14 protein-coding genes are annotated in these 21,784 nt (G+C 46.1%); 4 read left to right on the top strand and 10 right to left on the bottom strand.

The annotated features are described in order from the left end of the window. Position 1: 1 nt before the first annotated feature. The 7 genes from mraY to ACEW9O_RS09790 all read right to left on the bottom strand — a co-directional run bounded on the left by mraY (position 2) and on the right by ACEW9O_RS09790 (position 8,885). A complete protein-coding gene (gene mraY / locus ACEW9O_RS09820; protein WP_373549981.1) occupies positions 2–1,270 on the bottom strand; it encodes a phospho-N-acetylmuramoyl-pentapeptide-transferase in 1,269 nt (422 codons plus the stop codon). A gap of 160 nt (positions 1,271–1,430) precedes the next feature. After that, positions 1,431–2,912, bottom strand: a complete 1,482-nt coding sequence (locus tag ACEW9O_RS09815) for a UDP-N-acetylmuramoyl-L-alanyl-D-glutamate--2,6-diaminopimelate ligase (RefSeq protein ID WP_373549980.1) — start codon at positions 2,910–2,912, stop codon at positions 1,431–1,433. Continuing rightward, positions 2,909–5,038, bottom strand: coding sequence for a penicillin-binding protein (locus ACEW9O_RS09810; RefSeq protein ID WP_373549979.1), 2,130 nt, complete (start codon positions 5,036–5,038; stop codon positions 2,909–2,911). Before ACEW9O_RS09810 ends, ACEW9O_RS09815 begins: the two co-directional genes overlap by 4 nt. A 43-nt stretch (positions 5,039–5,081) precedes the next feature. After that, positions 5,082–5,411 (bottom strand): FtsL-like putative cell division protein, encoded by a 330-nt coding sequence (locus tag ACEW9O_RS09805; RefSeq protein WP_373549978.1) that lies wholly within the window; start codon positions 5,409–5,411, stop codon positions 5,082–5,084. 67 nt (positions 5,412–5,478) lie between these two features. Then, a complete protein-coding gene (rsmH, locus tag ACEW9O_RS09800) occupies positions 5,479–6,375 on the bottom strand; it encodes a 16S rRNA (cytosine(1402)-N(4))-methyltransferase RsmH (protein ID WP_373549977.1) in 897 nt (298 codons plus the stop codon). A gap of 135 nt (positions 6,376–6,510) precedes the next feature. Next, positions 6,511–6,957 carry a division/cell wall cluster transcriptional repressor MraZ gene (gene mraZ / locus ACEW9O_RS09795; RefSeq protein ID WP_373549976.1) on the bottom strand — a complete coding sequence of 149 codons (447 nt, stop codon included), beginning with the start codon at positions 6,955–6,957 and terminating at the stop codon, positions 6,511–6,513. A 329-nt stretch (positions 6,958–7,286) separates the two neighbouring features. After that, entirely contained in the window at positions 7,287–8,885 is a 1,599-nt protein-coding gene (locus tag ACEW9O_RS09790) for a gliding motility-associated C-terminal domain-containing protein (protein ID WP_373549975.1), read from the bottom strand. 261 nt (positions 8,886–9,146) lie between these two features. On the opposite strand from ACEW9O_RS09790, the gene ACEW9O_RS09785 reads away from it, so the two are divergent. From ACEW9O_RS09785 to ACEW9O_RS09775, 3 genes are all read left to right on the top strand, one after another. Then, complete coding sequence (locus ACEW9O_RS09785) at positions 9,147–9,572, top strand: hypothetical protein (RefSeq protein WP_373549974.1); 426 nt, start codon at positions 9,147–9,149, stop codon at positions 9,570–9,572. A gap of 268 nt (positions 9,573–9,840) precedes the next feature. Next, positions 9,841–13,944 carry a two-component regulator propeller domain-containing protein gene (locus tag ACEW9O_RS09780; protein WP_373549973.1) on the top strand — a complete coding sequence of 1,368 codons (4,104 nt, stop codon included), beginning with the start codon at positions 9,841–9,843 and terminating at the stop codon, positions 13,942–13,944. Between the two features lie 93 nt (positions 13,945–14,037). Next, positions 14,038–15,429, top strand: a complete 1,392-nt coding sequence (locus ACEW9O_RS09775) for a WD40/YVTN/BNR-like repeat-containing protein (protein WP_373549972.1) — start codon at positions 14,038–14,040, stop codon at positions 15,427–15,429. A gap of 142 nt (positions 15,430–15,571) precedes the next feature. Here the strand turns inward: ACEW9O_RS09775 and ACEW9O_RS09770 are convergent, their stop codons facing one another. From ACEW9O_RS09770 to ACEW9O_RS09760, 3 genes are all read right to left on the bottom strand, one after another. After that, positions 15,572–16,717: a S1C family serine protease gene (locus ACEW9O_RS09770; RefSeq protein ID WP_373549971.1), complete on the bottom strand. Its 1,146-nt coding sequence runs from the start codon at positions 16,715–16,717 to the stop codon at positions 15,572–15,574. A gap of 48 nt (positions 16,718–16,765) precedes the next feature. Continuing rightward, complete coding sequence (locus ACEW9O_RS09765; protein ID WP_373549970.1) at positions 16,766–18,052, bottom strand: asparagine synthetase B; 1,287 nt, start codon at positions 18,050–18,052, stop codon at positions 16,766–16,768. A 139-nt stretch (positions 18,053–18,191) separates the two neighbouring features. Beyond that, positions 18,192–19,481, bottom strand: coding sequence for an asparagine synthetase B (locus ACEW9O_RS09760; protein WP_373549969.1), 1,290 nt, complete (start codon positions 19,479–19,481; stop codon positions 18,192–18,194). 184 nt (positions 19,482–19,665) lie between these two features. On the opposite strand from ACEW9O_RS09760, the gene ACEW9O_RS09755 reads away from it, so the two are divergent. Further along, complete coding sequence (locus ACEW9O_RS09755; RefSeq protein WP_373549968.1) at positions 19,666–21,762, top strand: hypothetical protein; 2,097 nt, start codon at positions 19,666–19,668, stop codon at positions 21,760–21,762. Positions 21,763–21,784: the final 22 nt, after the last annotated feature.

The raw sequence follows: 21,784 nt of genomic DNA, 5'->3' as shown, positions 1-21,784 counted from the left end.
TCTAGCGGACTTTAAGGGTAATGATGGTCATCACGGCCAATAAAATCCCCACGATCCAAAAGCGGGTCACAATTTTCACCTCGTGCATCCCCTTCTTCTGATAGTGGTGGTGCAAGGGTGACATCAGGAAAATCCTGCGGCCTTCGCCGTACTTCCGCTTGGTGTATTTGAAGTAGGCGACTTGCAGGACAACTGACAAGTTTTCTACCACAAAAATTCCGCAGAGCATAGGGATCAACAACTCTTTGCGGAGCAAAATGGCCAGTGCAGCGATGATGCCACCGAGGGTCAAACTGCCCGTATCCCCCATGAATACCTGCGCCGGAAAGGCATTGTACCACAAAAAGCCGATACAAGCCCCCACCAAACAAGCTGCAAAAACCACCAATTCCTCAGTTCCTGGCAAATGCAAGATGTTGAGGTAGTTGGCGGCAATCGCATTGGAAGAAACATAGGCCAAAATGCCCAACGTCGCACCAATGATCCCTGAAACTCCCGTCGCCAAGCCATCAATTCCATCAGTTAGGTTGGCAGCATTGGATACGGCCGTTACCACTATAATGATGAAAGGGATGTATAACAACCACAGCCATTTTTTGCCCGACTCCTGATCACCCGGCATGAGCCAGGCGTAATCCAGGTGGTTGTTTTTCAAAAAAGGCACGTTGGTGACGTTGGTTTTGTAGTCCGCTTTTTGCACTGCTGTCCCGTCCGGTTCTTCAGAAGAGATGAAACTGCTCACCCGATCCGACTCCGTTAAGCCTGCTTCTAGCGCTGCGTTGGTTTCCATCCGCACCTTGATGTCGGGGTTGAACATCATCGCCGTAGCAATGATGATGCCCAGTACAACCTGGCCGATGATTTTGTAGCGCCCACTTAAGCCTTCTTTATTTTTCATAAAGACCTTGATGTAGTCGTCGACAAAACCAATGATCGCCATCCAGGAGGTTGTGACCACCATGATGAGGACGTAGATGTTGTCAAGTTTGGACATCAGGAGACAAGGGATCAGGATGGCCAAAATGATGATCACCCCACCCATGGTTGGGGTACCTTTTTTGGAGGTCTGCCCTTCTAGGCCCAGTTCGCGGATCGTTTCACCAATTTGTTGCTTTTGCAAATACTTAATGATGCGTCCGCCCAACACCAATGAAATGATCAGGGAAAGAATGATTGCTACCCCGGCCCGGAAAGTAATGTACTGAAACAAACCAGAGCCTAGAAAGTGTCCAAAATTGGCTTTAAGCCAATCGACTAAGTTAATCAGCATAAGTCTTGATGATTGTAAGGATCCAGTTGGTTTTGAATCAACTGGCAAACACCCCATTTACTTTTAAAGGCGCAAAAATAGCAATTCTCCCCTGCTTTCCACTGTTGGTGGCGCAAGAGTTATCCACAAAGCCTCAATTTTAGCTTGTTGTTTAAATAAGCTAAAGCGAAAATTCTTCGTTCAGAATTTCCTTATCGTCAAAGGGATGTTTCACCCCCTTAATTTCCTGGTATTTTTCATGGCCTTTGCCCGCAACCAATACAACATCACCACTTTGTGCCAAACGGCAAGCCGTACGAATGGCTTCTTTGCGGTCGGTGATGCTCAGCACCTGGCGACGTGCTTCGGCAGGAACGCCAGCCTCCATCTCGCGGATAATGGCTTCGGGTTCTTCCGAGCGTGGATTGTCGCTGGTCAGGATCACTTGATCGCTGTACTGGCAAGCCACTTTGGCCATGGTAGGCCGTTTGGTCCGATCCCGATCGCCACCACAACCTACCACGGTCAGCACTTTGGAATCTGCTTTGCGCAGAGCCTGGATGGTTTCCAGCACTTTTTCCAAAGCATCCGGCGTATGGGCGTAGTCAACGATTGCGGTGACCTTGCGCTTGGCGTCGAGTACATAATCGAAGCGGCCTTCCGCCGCTTTGAGCTGACTCAGTTGGGTGAGGGTGTCTACTTTGTCCTGTTCCAGCAAAATTGCTGTGGCATATACTGCCAGGAGGTTGTAGGCGTTGAACTCACCGATTAGGCGGCCATAAAATTCCTGATTGTCAATGTCCAGATGCAGCCCCGTTAGGCTGTTCTCAATAATGCGGGCCCGAAACTCGGCCATTTGCCGCAAGCTGTAGCGGTAAACCGTCGCTGCGGTGTTTTGGGTCATCACCATTCCACGTTTGTCGTCAACATTGACCAGGGCAAAAGCTTTTTTAGACAGCTGGTCAAAAAAGCCTTTTTTGGCGCGAATGTAGTTGTCAAACGTTTTATGGTAATCCAGGTGATCATGGGTGATGTTCGTGAAAATACCTCCTTTAAAGTCCAGTCCAGCAACGCGACCTTGGTCGACCGCATGAGAACTCACTTCCATAAAGGCATATTCGCAACCAGCTTCCACCATCTGGGCCAACAATGCGTTGATGGCTACGGCATCGGGCGTTGTGTGGGTGGAAGCGATCACCTGGCCGGCAATGCGATTTTCTACCGTCGATAGCAAACCACATTTGAAACCTAAACCACTAAATAGGTCATAGAGTAAAGTAACCGTTGTGGTTTTGCCGTTCGTCCCGGTGACGCCTATCAAGTCGAGTTGGCGTGAAGGGTGCTCATAAAAAGCGGAGGCTAAAAAACCTAACGCTTGAGCCGAATTGGCAACTTGAACAATGGTTACTTGATCCGGAACGTTTTCCGGTATCGTTTCCACAATCAGGGCGCTGGTGTTCGCTTGTAAAACCTGAGGAATAAACTGGTGACCATCCACCTGCACTCCTTTTACGGCTACAAACAATTTACCTGGGCCCGCCTTGCGGGAATCAAAAATCACTTCTTCAATCGCGATGTCCGTCGAACCCAAAATCTGCAAAGTTTTTAGTCCTTGCAGCAATGATTTTAAGGTTTTGCTAGGCTGTTCCATGTCTTCTTTCATCGCAAGGTGATCGATATCGTCTGTCCACGTATTTTGGAATTGGGGGGTATCGATTGACTGATTACCTTCCCTACCCCATTGAGTCGAACCTTAAGCCCGGCATTTTCCAGGGCATATAGTGCATCTCTCAAAGTCATTCCCAATACATTCGGTACAACACGTTCCGTCAATACCCGATCCTGGAAAAGGATGGAGTCGGAATGGGTGCGAATTACCGCCATTTCAGTTCCAGGACGTCCAAAAAATGGTAAATCCAGGTACTTCATGGCCGTGCGCAAGTCTCCGGAGGAGCCAGCGTCCAGTCCAGGGAGCGCTTCGTTTTTCATCACGGGTCGCTCGGCCAAATTGACTGGAGTTTGGTGATTGGTGCCCGTCGCCATAATTTTATCGGCCACTTCCCGGAAAATGGGGCCAGCTACATCTGAACCATAAAATCCGGCTTTACGCGGCCGATGGATGACGACAATACAGGAATATCTTGGGTTTTCAGCAGGGAAGTACCCTACAAATGAAGCCCGGTAACCACCAATACGGATGTTGTTTCCGGTACGTTTGTAGTTGATCTGCGCAGTACCCGTTTTACCTGCAAAATTGTATGCGTCTGTTTTCAACTTTTTGGCCGTTCCATCATTGACCACCCCTTCCAGCAATTCGCGAATGAGTTGAATCGAGTTCGCTGAAGCAATCTGCCTTTTCACTACAGTTGGCGGGAATTCTTCCAAAATTTCGCCATACCGCTGGGTTCCAGACACCAAATAAGGTTTCATCATCGTCCCATTATTGGCGATGGAGTTGTAAAAATTCAACAATTGCAGCGGAGTGATGCGCAGTTCATAGCCATGGGAAATCCAGGGCAAAGAAATACCGCTCCAGGTTTCACTAAATGCTTCTTTCAAATATGGATTGGCCTCTCCTTCCACTTCTACCCCTGAGGGCAAGTGCAAATTGAATTGTTTGAGTCGGCGGATAAACCGATCTGGCCCATTTCCGGAGCCATAAAAACGCTGAGCCAGTCCAGCAATCCCTACATTCGAAGATATTTCAAAAGCTTTTTGGATCGATATGGTGTCTAAGTCGATGCTTTCCGTCGAAGCGTCCACCATCAATTGTTCAAAAAACTGCGCTTTACCGTGATTGATGTTGATTGAGTCTTTTAGTTTGATCACATTGTCCTCCAAAAGTGCCAACATGGTGGCAGTTTTAAAGGTAGAACCCGGTTCAACTGAAGAGCCGATCGCGTAGTTGAACGATTCCCACCAACCGGTTTCGCCACGCCCCAAATTGGCAATGGCGCGGATCGCACCGGTTTTTACGTCCATCACTACCGCAGTTCCCCATTCTGCGTCGTGGGCATTCAGCCCGCGCAACAACGCATTTTCTACGATGTCTTGAACATTGACATCAATAGTGGTGAGGACATCATCTCCACTTTTGGGGTCCATGCCAGTGAGATCTTCGAGGGGCAACCAGAGGTCTTTTTTAGCATCGACCCGAATCATCATTTGCCCGCCGGGCTGACCGCGCAGGATGGAGTCCATCGCACCTTCAATCCCGACTGGCTTGGCATTTTCCCTTACGTAACCAATGGTACGTTGAGCCAACAGCCCAAATGGACGGCGGCGCTCATTGCGTTGCTCAACGATTAAACCACCCCGAAAGCGGCCTTTGTTGAACAATGGATACTGTTCAATTTTGGCTTTTTCAATAAAAGTGGCTCCTTTTTTGATTAGGATATGGCGGTTGCTGGAATCGGCACGCACCCGGATGAGGTAGTCGCGCAAACCTCCGGGGGTATAAGTATCATCCACGTAGCTGGCCAGGCAATAAGACAAAGAATCAATGTTTTCATTAAAGTCTTTGATCTGTGGAGCTACCGGGTCGAAATACAAATCGAAATAAGGGATAGAGGTAGACAACACACTGCCATCCAAAGCCAGGATATTTCCCCGATCGGCTTCGATGGCTTTAAAACGTACATAATTGTCCTTACCTTTTTGGCGCCACTCTTCCCCTTGTACCGCGCTGATGACGATGGTGCGGTATACCATAATGACGGCGGCCGGTATGAAGATACCGAACAACAAGAAGTAAATCCGATAAAGAATTTCGTTCTTGATTTCCATCATTTTGTTTTGTCAATTGTGGGAAGCGACGCCCAACAATCAAAGATTAATAATCGTTTTTGTCTTGCACTACTATGCGTTTTGGCTGCGTCCCAAACGCTTCAAAGTTTTCATCCTTGAGCTGCTCTGCTAACTCGGACTGGCGGCTGTTGTACATGTTTTCTGATTCCAGAGTCATGTATTGCCAGCGCAGTTCGCGCAAATCGCGTTGCAACTGTTGGATGTGGCGTACGTTTTTTTCAGCAAAACGGGAATTGGCGATGTAAATGACTGCCAAAAAACCCATAAACAGGATAAAGGACAGGTTTTTGAGGATGAGTTCCGAGGTGAGGAAGCCAAGCTCAAAGTATTGTCCGATGCCTGATTTTTTTGCCATTTTTTACGTTTTTGTTGGGGCGACCCTACGTGGTCGCCCTTGCAGGGGCAACCACGTAGGGTTGCCCTTACGATTTCGCGGCTACCCGCATTTTTGCGCTACGAGAGCGCGGGTTTTCTTTTATTTCTGCCTCGGAAGGCAGGATGGCTTTTTTGCTCAACACCTCGAAAGGGCGGGCAATATTGCCATAAAAGTCTTGTTCCATTTTTCCATCCACATTGCCCGTTTTAATGCAATTTTTCACCATCCGGTCTTCAATGGAATGGTACGCGATTACCACCAAACGACCACCGGGTTTTAGCACTTGCAGTGATTGTTCTAAAAAATCGCGCAAGGCCCCAACTTCATCGTTTACTTCCATGCGCAGTGCTTGAAACACTTGTGCGAGGTAACGATTGCGTTGTCCGCGCACCAAAGGATCAAGCAGTGCCAACAAGTCACCAATGCTGCGCATTGGGCGTACCTGGCGTTCGCGTACAATGGCTTGCGCAAGGGTGCGGGCGTTGCGCACTTCACCCAAAGTGCCAAACATGTTTTGCAGTTCGGCTTCGGTATAAGTGGCCAACACATCGGCGGCGCTGCGCTCCCCTTGTTGGTTCATGCGCATGTCCAGTTGGGTGTCAAAACGAAAAGAAAAGCCTCGTTCGGCTTCGTTCAGTTGATGCGAGGATACCCCCAAATCGGCCAGGATTCCATCCACTTGGTCTGCTTCATGTAAGCGCAAAAAACGGCGCAAGAAGCGGAAGTTGTGGGGCACAAACGTAAATCTTGGGTCGTCCAAAGTATTGCGTTGTGCGTCTTCATCCTGGTCAAATCCAATCAAGCGGCCTTGTTCCCCGAGTGCTTGCAGAATCAGGCGAGCGTGCCCGCCTCCTCCAAAAGTTGCATCGACGTAGGTGCCGGATGTTTGGAGATTTAGGGCCTCGATGGCTTCGGTTGCTAGGACTGGATTGTGATATTCCATGCTCTTTGTCTCCCACGAATAAATTCGTGGGCTGTGGTTGTATATGCGCTCCCACGGATAAATCCGTGGGGTGCGTAAATTTTCAAATTTTCAAATCAGGGCTCCAACACACCCACACGTTCACACTCTCACACCCTATTTCGGGCTCATTACGCGTTGGGCCAGGTCAGAGAAATCTGCTGGTTCTTCATCCAGCATCTCATCGTAACGATCTTTTGACCACACCTCTACCCTATCGTTGTAAGCCATCAAGATGACTTCCTTTTCGATACCCGCGTATTCCAAGAGGCGCTTGTTGAGTAGGATACGTAAGTTGTCATCCATAGTCAATTCTTGAGCACCCCGGTAGAAATAGCGTTGGAAGGCTCGACTTTCCTGATCGTAATAATTCAGTTGGTCAATTTCTTCGGTGATTTTGTCCCATACTTCCCGGGGATACAACATGAGACATTTCTCAAAGCCCCGGTTCATCACAAAGGTGTAGGCTTCGCGCTCACCGAGTTGACTGATCAACCCGCTGGGCAAACGCATTCGACCTTTTTCGTCGATCTTGCATTCGAATTCGCCCAATAGTTTACGCATGGATACACCTTTAGAAGGTTTGTGTGTCCAAAACTAAGGACATTTTCCACAAATTTCCACTTTTACCCACTTTTTTATCCAAATTTTCCAACTTTTTTCCCACTTGCCTGCTGTAAATTTTACAATATCACTACTATAATTATATAAATACATTTTTTTGGTGACAAACCTAGGCAAAATGGAGTTTATTGCTGTGGGAGAAAGTGGGAGCAAAAATGCATTTTAAATTCATTTTGCCTCATAAGGTGTACAATAGAAGTGTGCTTCGTATTTTTCAATACAAAAATAAACATTTTTTTAATTTAAAAAACCATTTTAAACTTATTTTTTTATCGCACCAATTGTACTTCCCCATAACGGGTTTGTTCACGTCCGTTTTTCAACACGACATTGACCACATAGACATACAAGCCTTCGGGAGCTAGTTTGCCACGCGAGGTGCCATCCCAACGGGTAGTGGATTCTTCGGAAGACAAATCCTTTGCACTGAATACTTGTTCGCCCCAACGGTCAAATACCCTTAGTGAAACAATGGTCAGTTCAGAGGAGTTGGCAAAAAGTCCAAAAGTATCATTCACCCCATCGTCGTTGGGTGAGAAAGCGGTAGGCATGTATACTTTAAGGTAATCCAAATCGAGATAAACGGTGCTATCACAGCCCAGGGTTGATTTGACATTGAGGGCATAACGCCCTGGCGTACGAATTTGATGGATGCCACCTATAGCCACAAAATCACCTTCGAGAATGCGGGTTTGCACCGAATCGATCAAATCGTCTTCGAGATTGAGGCTCAGAGTAACAATACTATCGCAATTGTAGATGGATTTAAAGGTTTCCACGTAAACGCCCTGCCTGTTGATGTTGCTGTTTTTGAATCGGAATGAGGTTCCTGGGCAAATTTTATGGGTAACCGCCGTTTCGTCAACCGGGATTTCATGGTGGTACACCGAGGTAATGCGGCAATCGTTGGAGGATTCAATCCGCACCTGATAAGCCCCTTCTCCTGTGGTCACCAGCAACTCTGGTTCGGTTTCCCCAACCAATGCAATCCCCTCTTTGTACCACTGATAAGTATATCCATTGATGGTGGGTACACTGAGGATGTGTTTGTCATTGCAAGGGTGGTTTTTAGGTGAAATGACGTATTCAAAATTGATGCCTTCGTCGAGCACCAGATTGTCAAAGAAGTAATAAGTATCCGTCATCCAACTGATTTCCGAACAATCGGGGCCAATGGCAATGGCCTGAATGTCTTCCTGAGGGGTAACATTGATTTCGTATTGCTTCCACTGATTGATGCCATTCACGGATACCCGCCCGAGCTCTACCCACCCCGGTCCATTCATTGGGCAGCCATAACGTTCGTTACCTTTGCCGAAGGGAAGGTATTTACAATCAGGCGTTCCATAAAACACTACGTCCATAGGTGGAGAGTTGACGGCATGGGTAAAACCAATCCAGAATTTGAAGCGGTAGGCCGTATTGGCTTTAAGTGGTCCGAGTAGACAAGCTCCAGTATATTCTTTCCATTGTGGATTTGAATTCTGTAGTCCAAAGGTACCATTGCGAAAGCCAACAATCGCCTCTCCGTCGGGAAAAGGAAGGGGTGCTGGCAGATTGGGCCGACCAATCCAACCACAGTTATTGATATAGTCGGTAGTTGCATCAGAAGCCTGAATCCAGGTTACTGCACAATTGAGCTGGGAACGATCCGTTGGGCAACAATCGTATTCTTCAAAAGAAGGATTGGGGATGAGCGAGACGGGTTCGATCACCTTACATTTACAATCAGTGGTGTCATTGAGATCGATGAATCCATCACCATCATCGTCAATAGCATTGTCACAAATTTCAGTCCGGGCATTTTGTGCCGACAAAGACCCAATTGTCAAAAGGGTCAAACCAAGGGCAAGGAAAAGTAGTCTCATAGGCTGTTGGGCATGGATGTAAAATAAATGCACAATCGGTCTTTAAACAGTTAATTAGGGGTACACATATTGACCATTTTTAGAACTTGTTCAAACAAGCATTTAAGATAGTAGAATAATTGGGAAATGGGTGAACTGAAGTTCAGGAATGTTAAATTTGGTCGTAGGAATTGCGGTAGCTTTCAGGTTGGGAGCTTGGACTCGTTTTTTAATAAGCACATTAGCATTTTTTAATACCTGCAAACACAACAATTTATACCAATGAAATCTACTATTTGCAGTTTTTATTTTCTGCTGCTTTACTGCTGTAATAGTATCGATCTTGAACCAAAAGCAGTGCCGGGTGCCTGGTTGGGGTTGACTACCCGGGTGGCCAAAGATAGCACCGTGGTTACTGCCGTGGAATACGATTCCCCAGCCTGGAAAGCCGGTCTGCGCCGCCGGAATTTCATCCTGGAAGTGTATAATGAACCTGCCAAGTCTTTCTCTTTTGCCAACATGATCCCGGATCAGTTTCCTGGGGATGAGATCGAGTTGATGGTATTGCAAGGGCAGGAAAAGCGTTATCTGCGCTTTGTGATGGGTAAAAAAATGGAGCGCTCTTTCAAGATGAGTCCACTGGCTAACCCAGGGAAATTGCAACGAGCGATTTATGAGGGTTGGGTAAATGGGAAGGTTTCACCCTAAGGACACTGTTGTATTAATGTGACCAAAGCGACATTTTTTTATCACAAAGAAAACCTCAAGGCAGCACAAAGGACACAAAGTTAGACGTTGACGAAGCTTCGCTTTGTGATCTCTTTTTTCCTTTGTGCTAAAAAATGCTTTGTTTTCTTTGGAACGAGAAAAAAAAGAAGCGGAGTTAGTTTAGATAGATATAATCACCCATTTCCAATTGGCAGTATGATTACATTTGGATGTTTTGATTAATTTAGGGGTAAAAATGTCAGCCCGTATGCTAAAATTTTCCTGTGATATCTACCTTTTTAGCCTTCAGCAAGGCAAACTGCTTTATTTTATCTGGACTATTGGATTTTTTTCATGCTTATTGTGCACTCATTTCTGCTTCGCCCAGCCTAAAGTCAAGTTCAAGCGATATAGCTTAGAAGAGGGTTTGTCACAAAGTTATGTATTCTGCATGTTGCAGGACAGCAGAGGGCAGATGTGGTTTGGTACTGAAGATGGGTTGAACAAGTTTGATGGTTACCGCTTTACAGCATACCGTAATGTACCAGCAGATACCACGAGCTTGAGTTACAATAACATTAGAGCAATTTTGGAAGATCGGAATAAAAACCTCTGGGCGGGTAGCTTTTATGGGGTTCTGCATCGCTTTGATCGAAAGACGGAGACTTTTCAGCGTTTTCAAATGCCAACTAGCAATCCCAACGATCTCACGAATGACAATATCTGGGCATTGGCTGAGGATGCCAAAAATGGGCTTTGGGTTGGAACATTCAGAGGGGGCTTGAACCATTTTGATCTAAAAAAAAGAAAGTTTTTACGCTACCAAAACGCCCCAAAGGATGCAAATAGTTTGAGTGACAATCGAATTACCGCACTATTGCCCATTGGAAAAGATACTCTTTGGGTGGGTACTCCCAACGGGTTAAATCTTTTCAATACCAAAACCAAAAAATTTAAACGATACTTCCAGGTTCCGGGAGATCCCCAAAGTCTTAGTTCGAATACTATTAATGCACTTTACCAGGATCGGGCAGGAAACATTTGGGTGGGCACCTCTCGTGGGCTGGACCGTTATAACCCAAAAAAAGGCAGCTTTGATCATGTACTTCCGATGGGGAGTGAAGTCACTATGTCTCTGGGAAAAGATTATGGTGTTGTTGCTATCCAGGAAGACCCCTCTAGCGGACTCTGGCTAGGAACTTCCAATCGCTGCGTTTTGTTTTTTGATTTCAAACGAAAACAACTTCGTCAATTTACTTACAATGCTGCTGATCCCAGCAGTTTGAGTTCCTGTGGTATTTATTGTATTTATGCCGATAAAGAAGATGGAATTTGGTTTGGAAGCAGCGATGGAGTCAATCGATACGACCCAAAAATACATCAATTTCGTCATTATACAGAAGAGCCAGGTAATTCGCACGGTTTACCAGGCAAAATTATAAGAACAATAAACGAGGACAATAATGGCGTATTTTGGATAACTACAAATCAAGGCAGAGTTCCTCTTGATCTTAAGAAAGGATTGATTTTGGACTCAGAAATCACCCCTACTCTAGGGAAATCATTACTTAAAAAAGGAAGATTTGCTATAAGTAAACAAGGAGACATCTGGATCGGTGGAAACGAGGGACTGATTGGCTGGAACTGGAAAAATAATTTAACTCAACGTTATCGGCACAGGCCTAACGATAATAATTCAATTGGAAGCGACACAATCTGGAATGTTTATCTTGCTAAAGATGAGACGATTTGGTTGAAAACGGCCAGGGGAATTAGCATTTTTTATCCCGCAGAAAAAAAATTTGAAAATTACTTTCATGATTCGAAGAATCGTTATGGGCTAGGACCAAATAGAGTGAACCATTTTCTCGACGACGGTAAAGGTTCTATGTGGTTGGGAACACGAGGCGGTGGCCTAGTGCGATTCGATCGAAAACAAAAGACTTTTGTACATTTTCAGCATGATCCTAATGATCCAAAGTCTTTAAGTGACAATGTAGTGCACGGCCTAATGAAAGACCATAGAGGCCAGTTATGGATAAGTACACCAGTGGGCATTAATCGACGCAATAAAGACGGTACGTTTACCCGATTCAGCACAAAAGACGGCCTGCCAAATAATTATGTTTATGGAATTTTAGAAGATTCATACGGGAATTTATGGATGAGTACCAATAAGGGAATCGTACGTATGAATGCCGATGGTAGTTTTCGACTTTATGATGTATCCGATGGATTGCAAAGCAATGAGTTCAACGACGGCTCTTACTACCATAGCCTCCGTACTGGTGAATTATTTTTTGGAGGTATCAACGGGCTTACCGTTTTTCACCCAGACAGCATTCGCGACAATCCAATACGTCCCAATATCATCATTAGCCGTTTGCAATATTATGCAGAGGGGAAAAACTCTTCCCAATTAATAGAAGCAAAAGGGATTGGTGAAAAAAAATCCATTATCCTCGATCATCAACAAAAGACTTTCGTGCAGGTTGAGTTTGCCGCGTTGAGTTTTAGCAAACCCAACAAAAACCAATACGCCTATAAACTGGAAGGTTTGCAAAAGCAATGGATCGCACTGGGTACCAATCGGGAAGTGTCCTTTGCCCAATTACCAGCAGGACGGTACACCTTGCGGGTAAAAGGCTCCAACGGAGACCAGGTTTGGAATGAAAAGGGGGTAAGTTTGCAGATCAATATCAAACCACCTTGGTGGTGGACCAATCTAGCCAAAATATTGTATCTGATTGGTGCCCTAAGTGTTTTGACTTTTTTGTATAACTATGACCAGCGGAGGAGAAAAATCCGAGCCGATGTACAACGTCTGCAAGAGTTAGATGCGTTCAAAACCCGTTTTTTCACCAATATCACCCATGAATTTCGTACCCCATTGACCGTCATCTTGGGGATGGTGGGCAAAATTGAACAAGCTCCAGACCGATGGTTTCGGGAGGGGCTGGCCATGATCCGGCGAAACGGTACCCAACTGCTCCAATTGATCAACCAAATTCTCGATTTGTCAAAACTTGACGCGGGTATTATGCCCCTTCACCTGGTTCAGGGCGATGTGGTGGCCTATCTACGGCTATTGACTGGAACATTTGCATCTTATGTTGAGGCAGAAGGCAAAACCCTGCGCTTTGAGCCAGCTTTGGAACAATTGATGATTGATTTCGACGAGCAAAAGCTTAAGGATGTCGTTTCAAATCTACTCTCCAACGCCATCAAATTTACTCCGGCAGGAGGCATCATTTGTCTGCGATTGGTTGAAGCACCAAACCAGCAAATCATGATCATGGTTGAAGACAATGGTTATGGCATTGCGGATGAAAAATTGCCGTATATATTTGACCGGTTTTATCAGGGTGATGATTCTGTAACCCGTCGGGCGGAGGGTACGGGCATTGGGCTGGCGCTTACCCATGAATTGGTGAGGTTGATGGGTGGAACCATTCAGGTGAAAAGCCAGTTTGGCAAAGGGTCAATCTTCACAGTAGTGCTTCCAGTAGATGCTTCGGCTCCTTTAATGGAACACCAAGCGGAAATAGTTCCCAGCAACACAACACCAAAAACAAGAGAATTAGAAGCCAACCGAGTTGAAGATCCGGAGTTGCCCTTATTGTTGATCGTAGAGGATAATGAAGACGTAGTGCAATACCTGACGATTTGCCTGGAGCAACAATACCGCCTATTGATTGCCCGAAATGGTCAAGATGGAATTGATACCGCATTAGAGCGCATACCCGACCTCATCATTAGTGATATCATGATGCCCGAACGGGATGGTTTCGACCTCTGCAAAACCCTTAAATCGGATAGGCGTACCAGCCATATTCCCATTATCCTGTTGACCGCCCGAGCGGATATGAATTCACGGATCGAGGGTTTGGAGGGTGGTGCTGATGCTTATCTGACCAAGCCATTCCACGAACAAGAACTGGAAGTCAGCTTGCGCAAGGCGCTCGATTTACGCAAACGACTTCGTGAATACTATGGGCGTAAAATGATACTTGTTTCAGAATCGACCATTTCTCCTTTTGCCAAAGAGGATGTTTTTGTCAGGTCACTCCAAGCGTTTATTGAACAAAATTACCAAAAAGAAACCCTCACGATACCTGAAATTGCTGCGGCAATGTATTTGAGTGAGCCCCACTTGCGACGCAAATTAAAGGCACTTACAGGCATGCCTCCACAAGACTACCTCTTGCATTTCCGTTTGCATAAAGCACTGTTACGCTTACTCCAAACTGAGGATTCTGTGACTAGCATCGCCTTCGATTGCGGATTTAGCGACCCCGCTTACTTCTCCAGAGCATTCAGCAAGATTTATGGAGCGTCTCCATTAAAATATCGGATAGAAAATAGAAAATGAGCGATCCGTCCAAATGAATACACGCTGAATACAAGTGCTTTTTTGAAATGTGATGGACATTTGTAGGGTAATTATTCATTTAAATCTTACCCTATGAAAAGGTTTACTTTATTTTTATTGCTTTTAGCCACTTCAATGATTTTTTCCTATGCCCAACAAGAGGGAAAATGGGTTGCTCAAGGTAATGACCTACTTCCCAAAGATTATTTTACCTGGGATCTTTCGGCAGTCTCCGAAAAAGTAGTTTGGGCACTGATGCGTAAAGATGTTGGTGAATCAATTGAGTGCAAATTAATCCGCTCGGTTGATGGAGGTACAACCTGGAAAATAACCGACTTAAACAGCATAGCTCCCAATTATGTGGTTGGACTCTTTGCCATCAGTGATTCTGTCGCATGGATCACTACAGAAAATAATGCTACGGTGCAGCGGGGAATTTTTAAAACCACCAATAGGGGTGAAACCTGGGTACAACAATATTCAGTTTTGGCACGCCCTAATTTCATTTGGGCACCAACAGTAAAATTTGTCAATGAGCAGAAAGGGTTTTTCATTGATGTCTGGGGACGTCTGGTTGGGCAAACCGAGGATGGGGGCAATACATGGACAACAAACCCACTACCCATACCAAGTAGCAGATGGTATTGGGGGCAAATTGCTCAAAATAATTGGTGGGATGTAAAAGGAGACACGCTTTGGTGGGGGACTAGCAGAAGCATCGCCAAAAGTCTGAATGGAGGAAAATCTTGGGATTTATTTAGTCTGAACCTGCCCCAACAAAATACCATTCAATCTATTCAATTTAATCCTAAAGGGTTAGGACTTGCGGTGTCTGATGTTGTAACCGTCGGGAACTACACCTCAATCAATGAAACAGTAATCTTACAAAGTCAAGATTTTGGCGAAACCTGGAATCAATTAAATACCCTTCCTTTTCCTATTTCGATACTTACCTATATACCTGGAACTGAAAATTCATTTATAGGCATTTCTGGTAATTGGTTTACCATTGGTCAACAAATTGGAAAATACACCACCGCAATTACCAAGGATGGTGGAAATTCTTGGAAGATCATAGATCAAGGTATTCCCAGAAATGCAATCGATTTTGTTTCTCCTACGGTTGGCTGGGCTGGAAGGGTGCCAGACTTCGATTATGGCACCTCAAATCCCGCAATTTTTAAATGGGAGGGTAATGTCAGCACGGGTATAGATAATACCAGTTTGAATAATGTAAATTTGAGGGTAAGTCCAAACCCTTTTTCAGAACAAAGTTTACTTGAATTCGAACTCGAAGATTCAAATACCCCCATTGAAATTACCATTTCAGATCTACTAGGCAGAACCATTTTTAATCAAGTGATCAAGCGACCTAATACTGGTCTCAATCAAATTCCTTTGCGTCTTACCGGTCCCTCTGGATTACTACTCCTCAGTTTGAAACAAGGTCAGGGTGTAAATACGCTCAAGATCTTGAAACAGTAATCCGTATATATTTTTCTCGTTCCTTTATTTGATTTTCGTTATTGAGGATTGGGTAAATGGGAAGGTTTCACCCTGTTTATTTGCCACAAAGGCACTAAGAAGCCGTCGCCTTAGTGCCTTTGTGTCTTTGTGGCAAAATAAATTACTTCGAAGCCGCCAGCCGCACTTTTACCTTTACTTCCCGCTGATCCCGCAATAGGGTGAGCGTCACTTCATCTCCAGCCTGATAGTTCTCCAACTCCAGGATCAACTCCTCTTTGGTAGCAATCCGTTTGTTGTTCATGGCCATGATGATGTCTCCCAAAACGATGCGACCGTATTCGTCGCGGCGGGTTGCGCGCAATCCAGCATTCGCAGCCGGGCCACCTTTGGTCACTTCCATTACGAGTGGGCCCTCCAATTGATTGCGCTTGATGTCGGACGTCTCCAGCAGTTCTACTCCGATGGTGGGGCGCATGATTTTGCCGTATTTGATCAATTCAGGCACCGCCCAGCGCACCACTGCTACAGGGATAGAAAAACCAATCCCTGCGGAAGCACCAGAGGGACTATAAATCGCGGTATTCACCCCAATGAGCCGACCGGAAGAGTCCAATAATGGCCCGCCAGAATTGCCTGGGTTGATGGCAGCATCGGTTTGAATGGCATCACGTACAGGGAAGCCACTTTCCGTTTGGATTTCCCGGCCCAATGCGCTGACAATCCCGGTAGTCAACGTTTGATCCAAACCAAAGGGGTTACCAATGGCATATACCGATTGTCCCACGCGCAAATCTTCCGAAGTACCGACTGAGATCGGAACCATTTTGCTGTTGGGTGCTTTGATTTTTAATACCGCAAGGTCTTTTTCAGGCGCAGAACCTACGAGTTCCGCGTCCCAGGTACTGCGATCGGCCAAGGTAACCTGGGCTTTGGAAGCACCCTGAATCACGTGGTAATTGGTGATGATGTGCCCACTACGATCCCAAACAAACCCGGAGCCCGATCCCTGCGGAATTTCCATGACGTTGCGGGACCAGAAGTCGCGGCGTACCACCGAGGTCGTGATGTAGCATACGCTGGGTGCGGCCTTTTCAAACAGGTCGATGGTATGCGATTCTTCCGGGGTCATACCTTCCCGCACTCTAGCAGCCCGGGTGGGTAAAGAACTGTGTCCATTTTTGTCTCTGGCCACCACTTCGGTGCCAGATTCGTCATTGGTGTCTTTGTTTCGCCATGCTGCGCCAGCAAAAAAGGCACCAACCAAGAGGAGAAGTGCGAGCAGGATGCGCATAAAGCCAGATGTCATTGTCAAGTAGTTGAAAGGTTGAAAAGAAGTTGAAGGACTTCAACTTTATTAGGTTTTCCGTTCTTTTTTCTTCGCCGCTGGGAACAAAATATTGTTCAAAATCAAGCGGTATCCTGGGGAGTTCGGATGTAAGCTCAGGTCGGTTTCGGGATCTTCTATCCGGTGACGGTAATCCTCCGGGTCGTGGCCGCCATAAAAGGTCCAAAAACCTTTGCCGAAAATGCCGTGGATGTACCGGGCTTCGTCGTGCACTTTGTTTTCACCAAGAATGAGTACGTTGGTTTTCAGGTATTGTTTTTTAAAAGCTGTAGTCTGCCCCATAAAACCCTTGACAGTTCGGGTGTGACATTGAGTAAGGATACTGGGCACGGGATCCCATTTTGCCGAAAAATCAAAAAGACTGAAATAATCCTGATCAGGGGATACATTCCGCCCCATGCGACCCACATCAATATTCGAAAATGCACGCTCGAAGGGGCTACTTGCCAGGGTAAAGTTCTTGAAGGCAAAGGTTTTATTAAAATCAATTTTGGACTGCGCCTGGGGATCTTCGGGATCTCCATCAAAAATTTCCGCACAAATGTCCACTCCATCCGCCGCCAAGGCAATGTCGTAAGTATCGGTAGCCGAGCACATGGCAAACATAAAACCACCTGCAGCCACAAAATCGCGGATTTTTTTGACCACCGCCAGTTTGCATTCGGATACTTTGTTGAAACCCAAACTACGCGACAATTCTTCTGAACGCAGCTTGCTTTCCTCATACCAGGAATTCGATCGATACCCACGATGGTTGCGGCCATGCTGCCCCGTAAAGTCTTCGTGATGTAAGTGCAGCCAGTCGTACTGCGCCAGTTTATCCCCCATCACTTCCCGGTCGTACAACATGTCAAAAGGAATCTCTGCATAGGTGAGCACCAGGGTCACGGCATCATCCCAAGGCTGAACACTTTTGCCACTGGCATCCACTTCCGGGGAGTAAACTGCCACTTTTGGTGCCTTTTCCAACTTCATGGCTTCCATATTGGCCGCTGGATCAGCAATTTGATCGAGAATGCCATTGAATTGGGCATCGGGGACAATTTCGTAAGATACTCCTCGGGTGAGGCATTCTTTTTCAAAAGCCTTATTGTGTTCAAAGGCAAAACTTCCGCCCCGGTAATTGAGCAACCACCAGGCTTCAACATTTTTGTTCAGCACCCAATAGGTGATGCCATATGCTTTTAGATGGTCTTTTTGCTTGTCATGCTCCATCGGAAGCAGAATATAAGCAGCCTTGAGCGGGCCGAGGACCACCCCTATCAACCCTAGTATGAGTAAACATTTCCTAATCATCTCTAATTTATTTAATTTGTAAACAAAAAAAATAGAGAGATAGATGAGTAAATTCCAAGTTCCTGGGTTCAGCCAGCACTTCGACTCCGCTCAGTGACTGGCTGAACCCAGGAACTTTGGTACCCTGGAACCTTTTTATTTAGGTTTTCCGTTCTTTCTTCTTCGCCGCTGGAAATAAGATATTGTTCAAAATCAAGCGGTATCCCGGAGAATTGGGGTGCAAACTCAAGTCGGTTTCGGGGTCGTTGACCAGGTGGCGGTAATCTTCGGGATCGTGACCACCGTAGAAGGTCCAAAAACCCTTGCCAAAAATGCCGTGGATGTAACGGGCTTCACCATGGGCTTTGTTTTCACCCAGGATGAGTACGTTCGTTTTCATGTATTGTTTTCTAAAAGCAGTGGTTTGGCCCATAAAACCTTTGACGGTACGAGTATGGCATTGCGTCAACATGGTGGGTACAGGATCCCATTTTGCTGAAAAATCAAAGAGGGAAAAATAGTCCTGATCAGAGGGTACATCCCGGCCGGGGGCTTGCCCGACGTCAATGTTGGAAAATTCGTATTCCAGGGGATTCCGCACCAGGGTGAAGTTTTTGAACGCGAAGGTGTTATTGTAATTCAGTTTGGCTTGAGCGTTGGGGTCGGAACCATCGCCATCGTAAATTTCGGCACAAATATCGATGCCATCGGCAGCAAGGGCAATGTCGTAAGTATCCGTTGCTGAACACATGGCAAACATAAAGCCGCCGCCGCCAACAAAGTCGCGAATTTTTTTGACTACCGCCAATTTTGCCTCAGAGACCTTGTTGAAACCCAAACTTCGGGCCAATTCTTCTGATCTTCTTTGGTTTTCCCGGTACCAAGCATAGGAGCTAAAGGAACGATAAAAACGCCCGTATTGCCCTGTAAAGTCTTCATGGTGCAAGTGGAGCCAATCGTACTGGGCCAATTTATCGCTCATTACCTCGCGGTCATAAATCACATCATAAGGGATTTCGGCGTAGGTGAGCACCAGGGTTACGGCGTCATCCCAGGGTTGGATGCGTTGCCCCTTGGAGTCTACATCGGGGGTATACACGGCGATTTTGGGTGCCTTTTCCAGCTTCATGGCCTCCATGTTGGCCTCTGGATCGGCAATTTGATTGAGTATCCCATTGAACTGAGCATCGGGGACGATCTCAAAAGAAACCCCACGGGTGAGGCATTCTTTTTCAAAAGCTTTACTGTGCTGAAAGGCAAAACTTCCGCCCCGGTAATTCAGGAGCCACCAAGCCTCTACCCCGTTGTTCAGCACCCAAAAAGTGATGCCATACGCCTTCAAGTGGTCCTTCTGCTTGTCAGCCTCCATGGGCAGTAGCATGTAGGCAGCTTTAAGGGGACCAAGGGTTGCGCCAATCAGCCCCAAAACAAGCAAGCATTTTTTGATCATTGCCAGATTTATTTAAGTTCGTATTAAAAAACGAATTTACCACAAAACGAATTTACTACGAAACGAATTTACTATAGCTTGGGTTGCTTCGCGACAATAAATTTTCTATTGCAACCATTGAGAGAGCAAAATCGTTTATATTTGCTGACTTCTCGCTCGATAACCCGACAATTTAGGTACAATTATGGATCGTTTGACTTTTTCTTACCCTGCTTGGTTTGTGCTGTTTTGCTTGTTGCTTGGCTTAGGCTATGCCTTTGTTTTGTATTATCGAGACAATAGTTTCAAAGACCAGGCCCCCTGGTTGCGTTGGTTGATGAGCGGATTGCGTTTTTTGGGTGCTAGTTTCCTCGCTTTCTTCTTATTGTCGCCGCTGTTGCGCTACAAACAAATTGACACCCGCAAACCCATTGTAGTACTGGCTCAGGATGCTTCGGAATCGGTCGGCAATGCGATTGGGAAAAGTAAAGCCGAATACCAGCAAAAACTCGAACTCCTGCAGCGCGACCTGGGCACTGATTACGAAGTAAAATCCTTTGCTTTTGGGAGTTCGGTACGAGAAGGACTTCCTGAAAAATACGAAGACAAAATCAGCAATCTGGCCGACCTATTTTCCAGTACCTACGATTTGTACGGAGGTGACAATCTGGGTGCCATTGTTCTAGCCTCCGATGGCATTTACAACGAAGGCAACAATCCCTTGTATTCGGGTGAAAAATCGGCAGTGCCTGTCTTTACTATTGCATTAGGAGATACTACGCCGAAAAAAGACCTGGTGTTGAAGCGGGTTTTTCACAATAAAATTGTTTACCTCGGTGATCAGTTTAGCGTGCTGGTCGACATTTCGGCCATCAATTGTGCAGGCAATACGACCTCACTTTCGGTTTATAAAGTGGATGGTGGCAAAACACAATTGATGTCTTCCCAGCCTCTGAACATTGATCGCAAAGACTATTTTTCCACCAAAGAAATCATCCTCAACGCCAACGAGGCGGGTGTACAGCGCTACCGGGTAGTGGTCAACAAAGTGCTGGGTGAGGCCTCAAGCAACAACAACAGCCAGGATATTTTTGTGGATGTATTGGATGCCCGGCAAAAAATTCTGTTGCTGGCCCATTCCCCCCACCCCGATATTTCCGCCATTCGCCAAAGTATTTCTGCCAATAAAAACTACCAGGTTGAAGTAGCGGATTTCCGGGATTTTAAAGGCAATGTGGCCGCTTATGACTATGTTGTGCTGCACCAATTGCCCGGTAAAGGGGTAGATGCTTCGGGTGTTTTGGCCACTTTGGATCGGGAAAGAATTCCCCGTTTGTTCGTCACGGGGGCCCAGACGGATTATGGCCAGTTCAACCGGGTGCAAAACCTCGTCACTGTCCAAACGGATGGCCGCAATACCAATGATGTACAGGGGCGTTTTGCGGGGAATTTTAGTCTGTTTTTGCTGGATGACAAACTCAAAACCGAGTTTGCCAATTATCCTCCGATTCAGGCGCCATTCGGCGAATTCCGAGTGGGTGGTTCCGCACAGGTAATGATGTACCAGCGCATTCGAAAGATTGATACCCAATACCCTTTGTTTATTTTTGGCGAACAAAATGGCGCACGTACGGGAGCACTCCTCGCAGAAGGAATCTGGCGCTGGCGTTTGTTCAACTTCCTGAATGTGGACAACCATGAGTTGTTTGACGATTGGGTGAGCAAAGTGACCCAATACCTGGGTGTAAAAGAGGACAAACGCAAATTCCGGGTCAATGTGTCCAAAAACATCTACCGTGAAAATGAACAGGTGTTTTTTGATGCAGAATTGTACAACAAGAGTTACGAGTTGATCAATGAGGCGGATGTACTCCTCGTCATTACCAGTGAAAAAGGAAAAGATTATACCTACACCTTTAATAAGTCGGGCAAAGCCTACAGCCTCAATGCCGGTACGCTCCCTGTAGGCAACTACAAGTTTGTGGGAAAAGTCAACAGTGGTGGCGAACAATTGAGCTACAATGGCCAGTTCAGCGTACAACCGATCCAATTGGAGCAGTATGAAACTACTGCGGATCATCGACTCCTGCGCTTGTTGAGCGAGCAATATGGGGGTAAAATGGTCAGCCAGGCGGAGATGAATGACATTCCGGCTATGATCAAAGCGGTCGGTACGGTCAAACCCGTCATTTATGAAAATGCCACCACCAAATCGTTGATCAACCTCAAATGGTTGTTTGCAATACTGTTGCTGTTGATTGCTACGGAGTGGTTTTTGAGAAGGTATTTGGGGAGTTATTGATGGGCATTAACTAAATGCAGAT

The organism is Haliscomenobacter sp., from assembly GCF_041740695.1.
Taxonomy (GTDB): Bacteria; Bacteroidota; Bacteroidia; order Chitinophagales; family Saprospiraceae; genus Haliscomenobacter.
This window is presented reverse-complemented; position numbering and strand designations above follow the sequence as displayed.

Excerpts from the sequence above, each read along its gene's own strand:
- mraY (WP_373549981.1), bottom strand. The coding sequence starts at position 1,270 with ATGCTGATTAACTTAGTCGATTGGCTTAAAGCCAATTTTGGACACTTT.
- ACEW9O_RS09815 (WP_373549980.1), bottom strand. The coding sequence starts at position 2,912 with ATGAAAGAAGACATGGAACAGCCTAGCAAAACCTTAAAATCATTGCTG.
- ACEW9O_RS09810 (WP_373549979.1), bottom strand. The coding sequence starts at position 5,038 with ATGATGGAAATCAAGAACGAAATTCTTTATCGGATTTACTTCTTGTTG.
- ACEW9O_RS09805 (WP_373549978.1), bottom strand. The coding sequence starts at position 5,411 with ATGGCAAAAAAATCAGGCATCGGACAATACTTTGAGCTTGGCTTCCTC.
- rsmH (WP_373549977.1), bottom strand. The coding sequence starts at position 6,375 with ATGGAATATCACAATCCAGTCCTAGCAACCGAAGCCATCGAGGCCCTA.
- mraZ (WP_373549976.1), bottom strand. The coding sequence starts at position 6,957 with ATGCGTAAACTATTGGGCGAATTCGAATGCAAGATCGACGAAAAAGGT.
- ACEW9O_RS09790 (WP_373549975.1), bottom strand. The coding sequence starts at position 8,885 with ATGAGACTACTTTTCCTTGCCCTTGGTTTGACCCTTTTGACAATTGGG.
- ACEW9O_RS09785 (WP_373549974.1), top strand. The coding sequence starts at position 9,147 with ATGAAATCTACTATTTGCAGTTTTTATTTTCTGCTGCTTTACTGCTGT.
- ACEW9O_RS09780 (WP_373549973.1), top strand. The coding sequence starts at position 9,841 with ATGCTAAAATTTTCCTGTGATATCTACCTTTTTAGCCTTCAGCAAGGC.
- ACEW9O_RS09775 (WP_373549972.1), top strand. The coding sequence starts at position 14,038 with ATGAAAAGGTTTACTTTATTTTTATTGCTTTTAGCCACTTCAATGATT.
- ACEW9O_RS09770 (WP_373549971.1), bottom strand. The coding sequence starts at position 16,717 with ATGACATCTGGCTTTATGCGCATCCTGCTCGCACTTCTCCTCTTGGTT.
- ACEW9O_RS09765 (WP_373549970.1), bottom strand. The coding sequence starts at position 18,052 with ATGATTAGGAAATGTTTACTCATACTAGGGTTGATAGGGGTGGTCCTC.
- ACEW9O_RS09760 (WP_373549969.1), bottom strand. The coding sequence starts at position 19,481 with ATGATCAAAAAATGCTTGCTTGTTTTGGGGCTGATTGGCGCAACCCTT.
- ACEW9O_RS09755 (WP_373549968.1), top strand. The coding sequence starts at position 19,666 with ATGGATCGTTTGACTTTTTCTTACCCTGCTTGGTTTGTGCTGTTTTGC.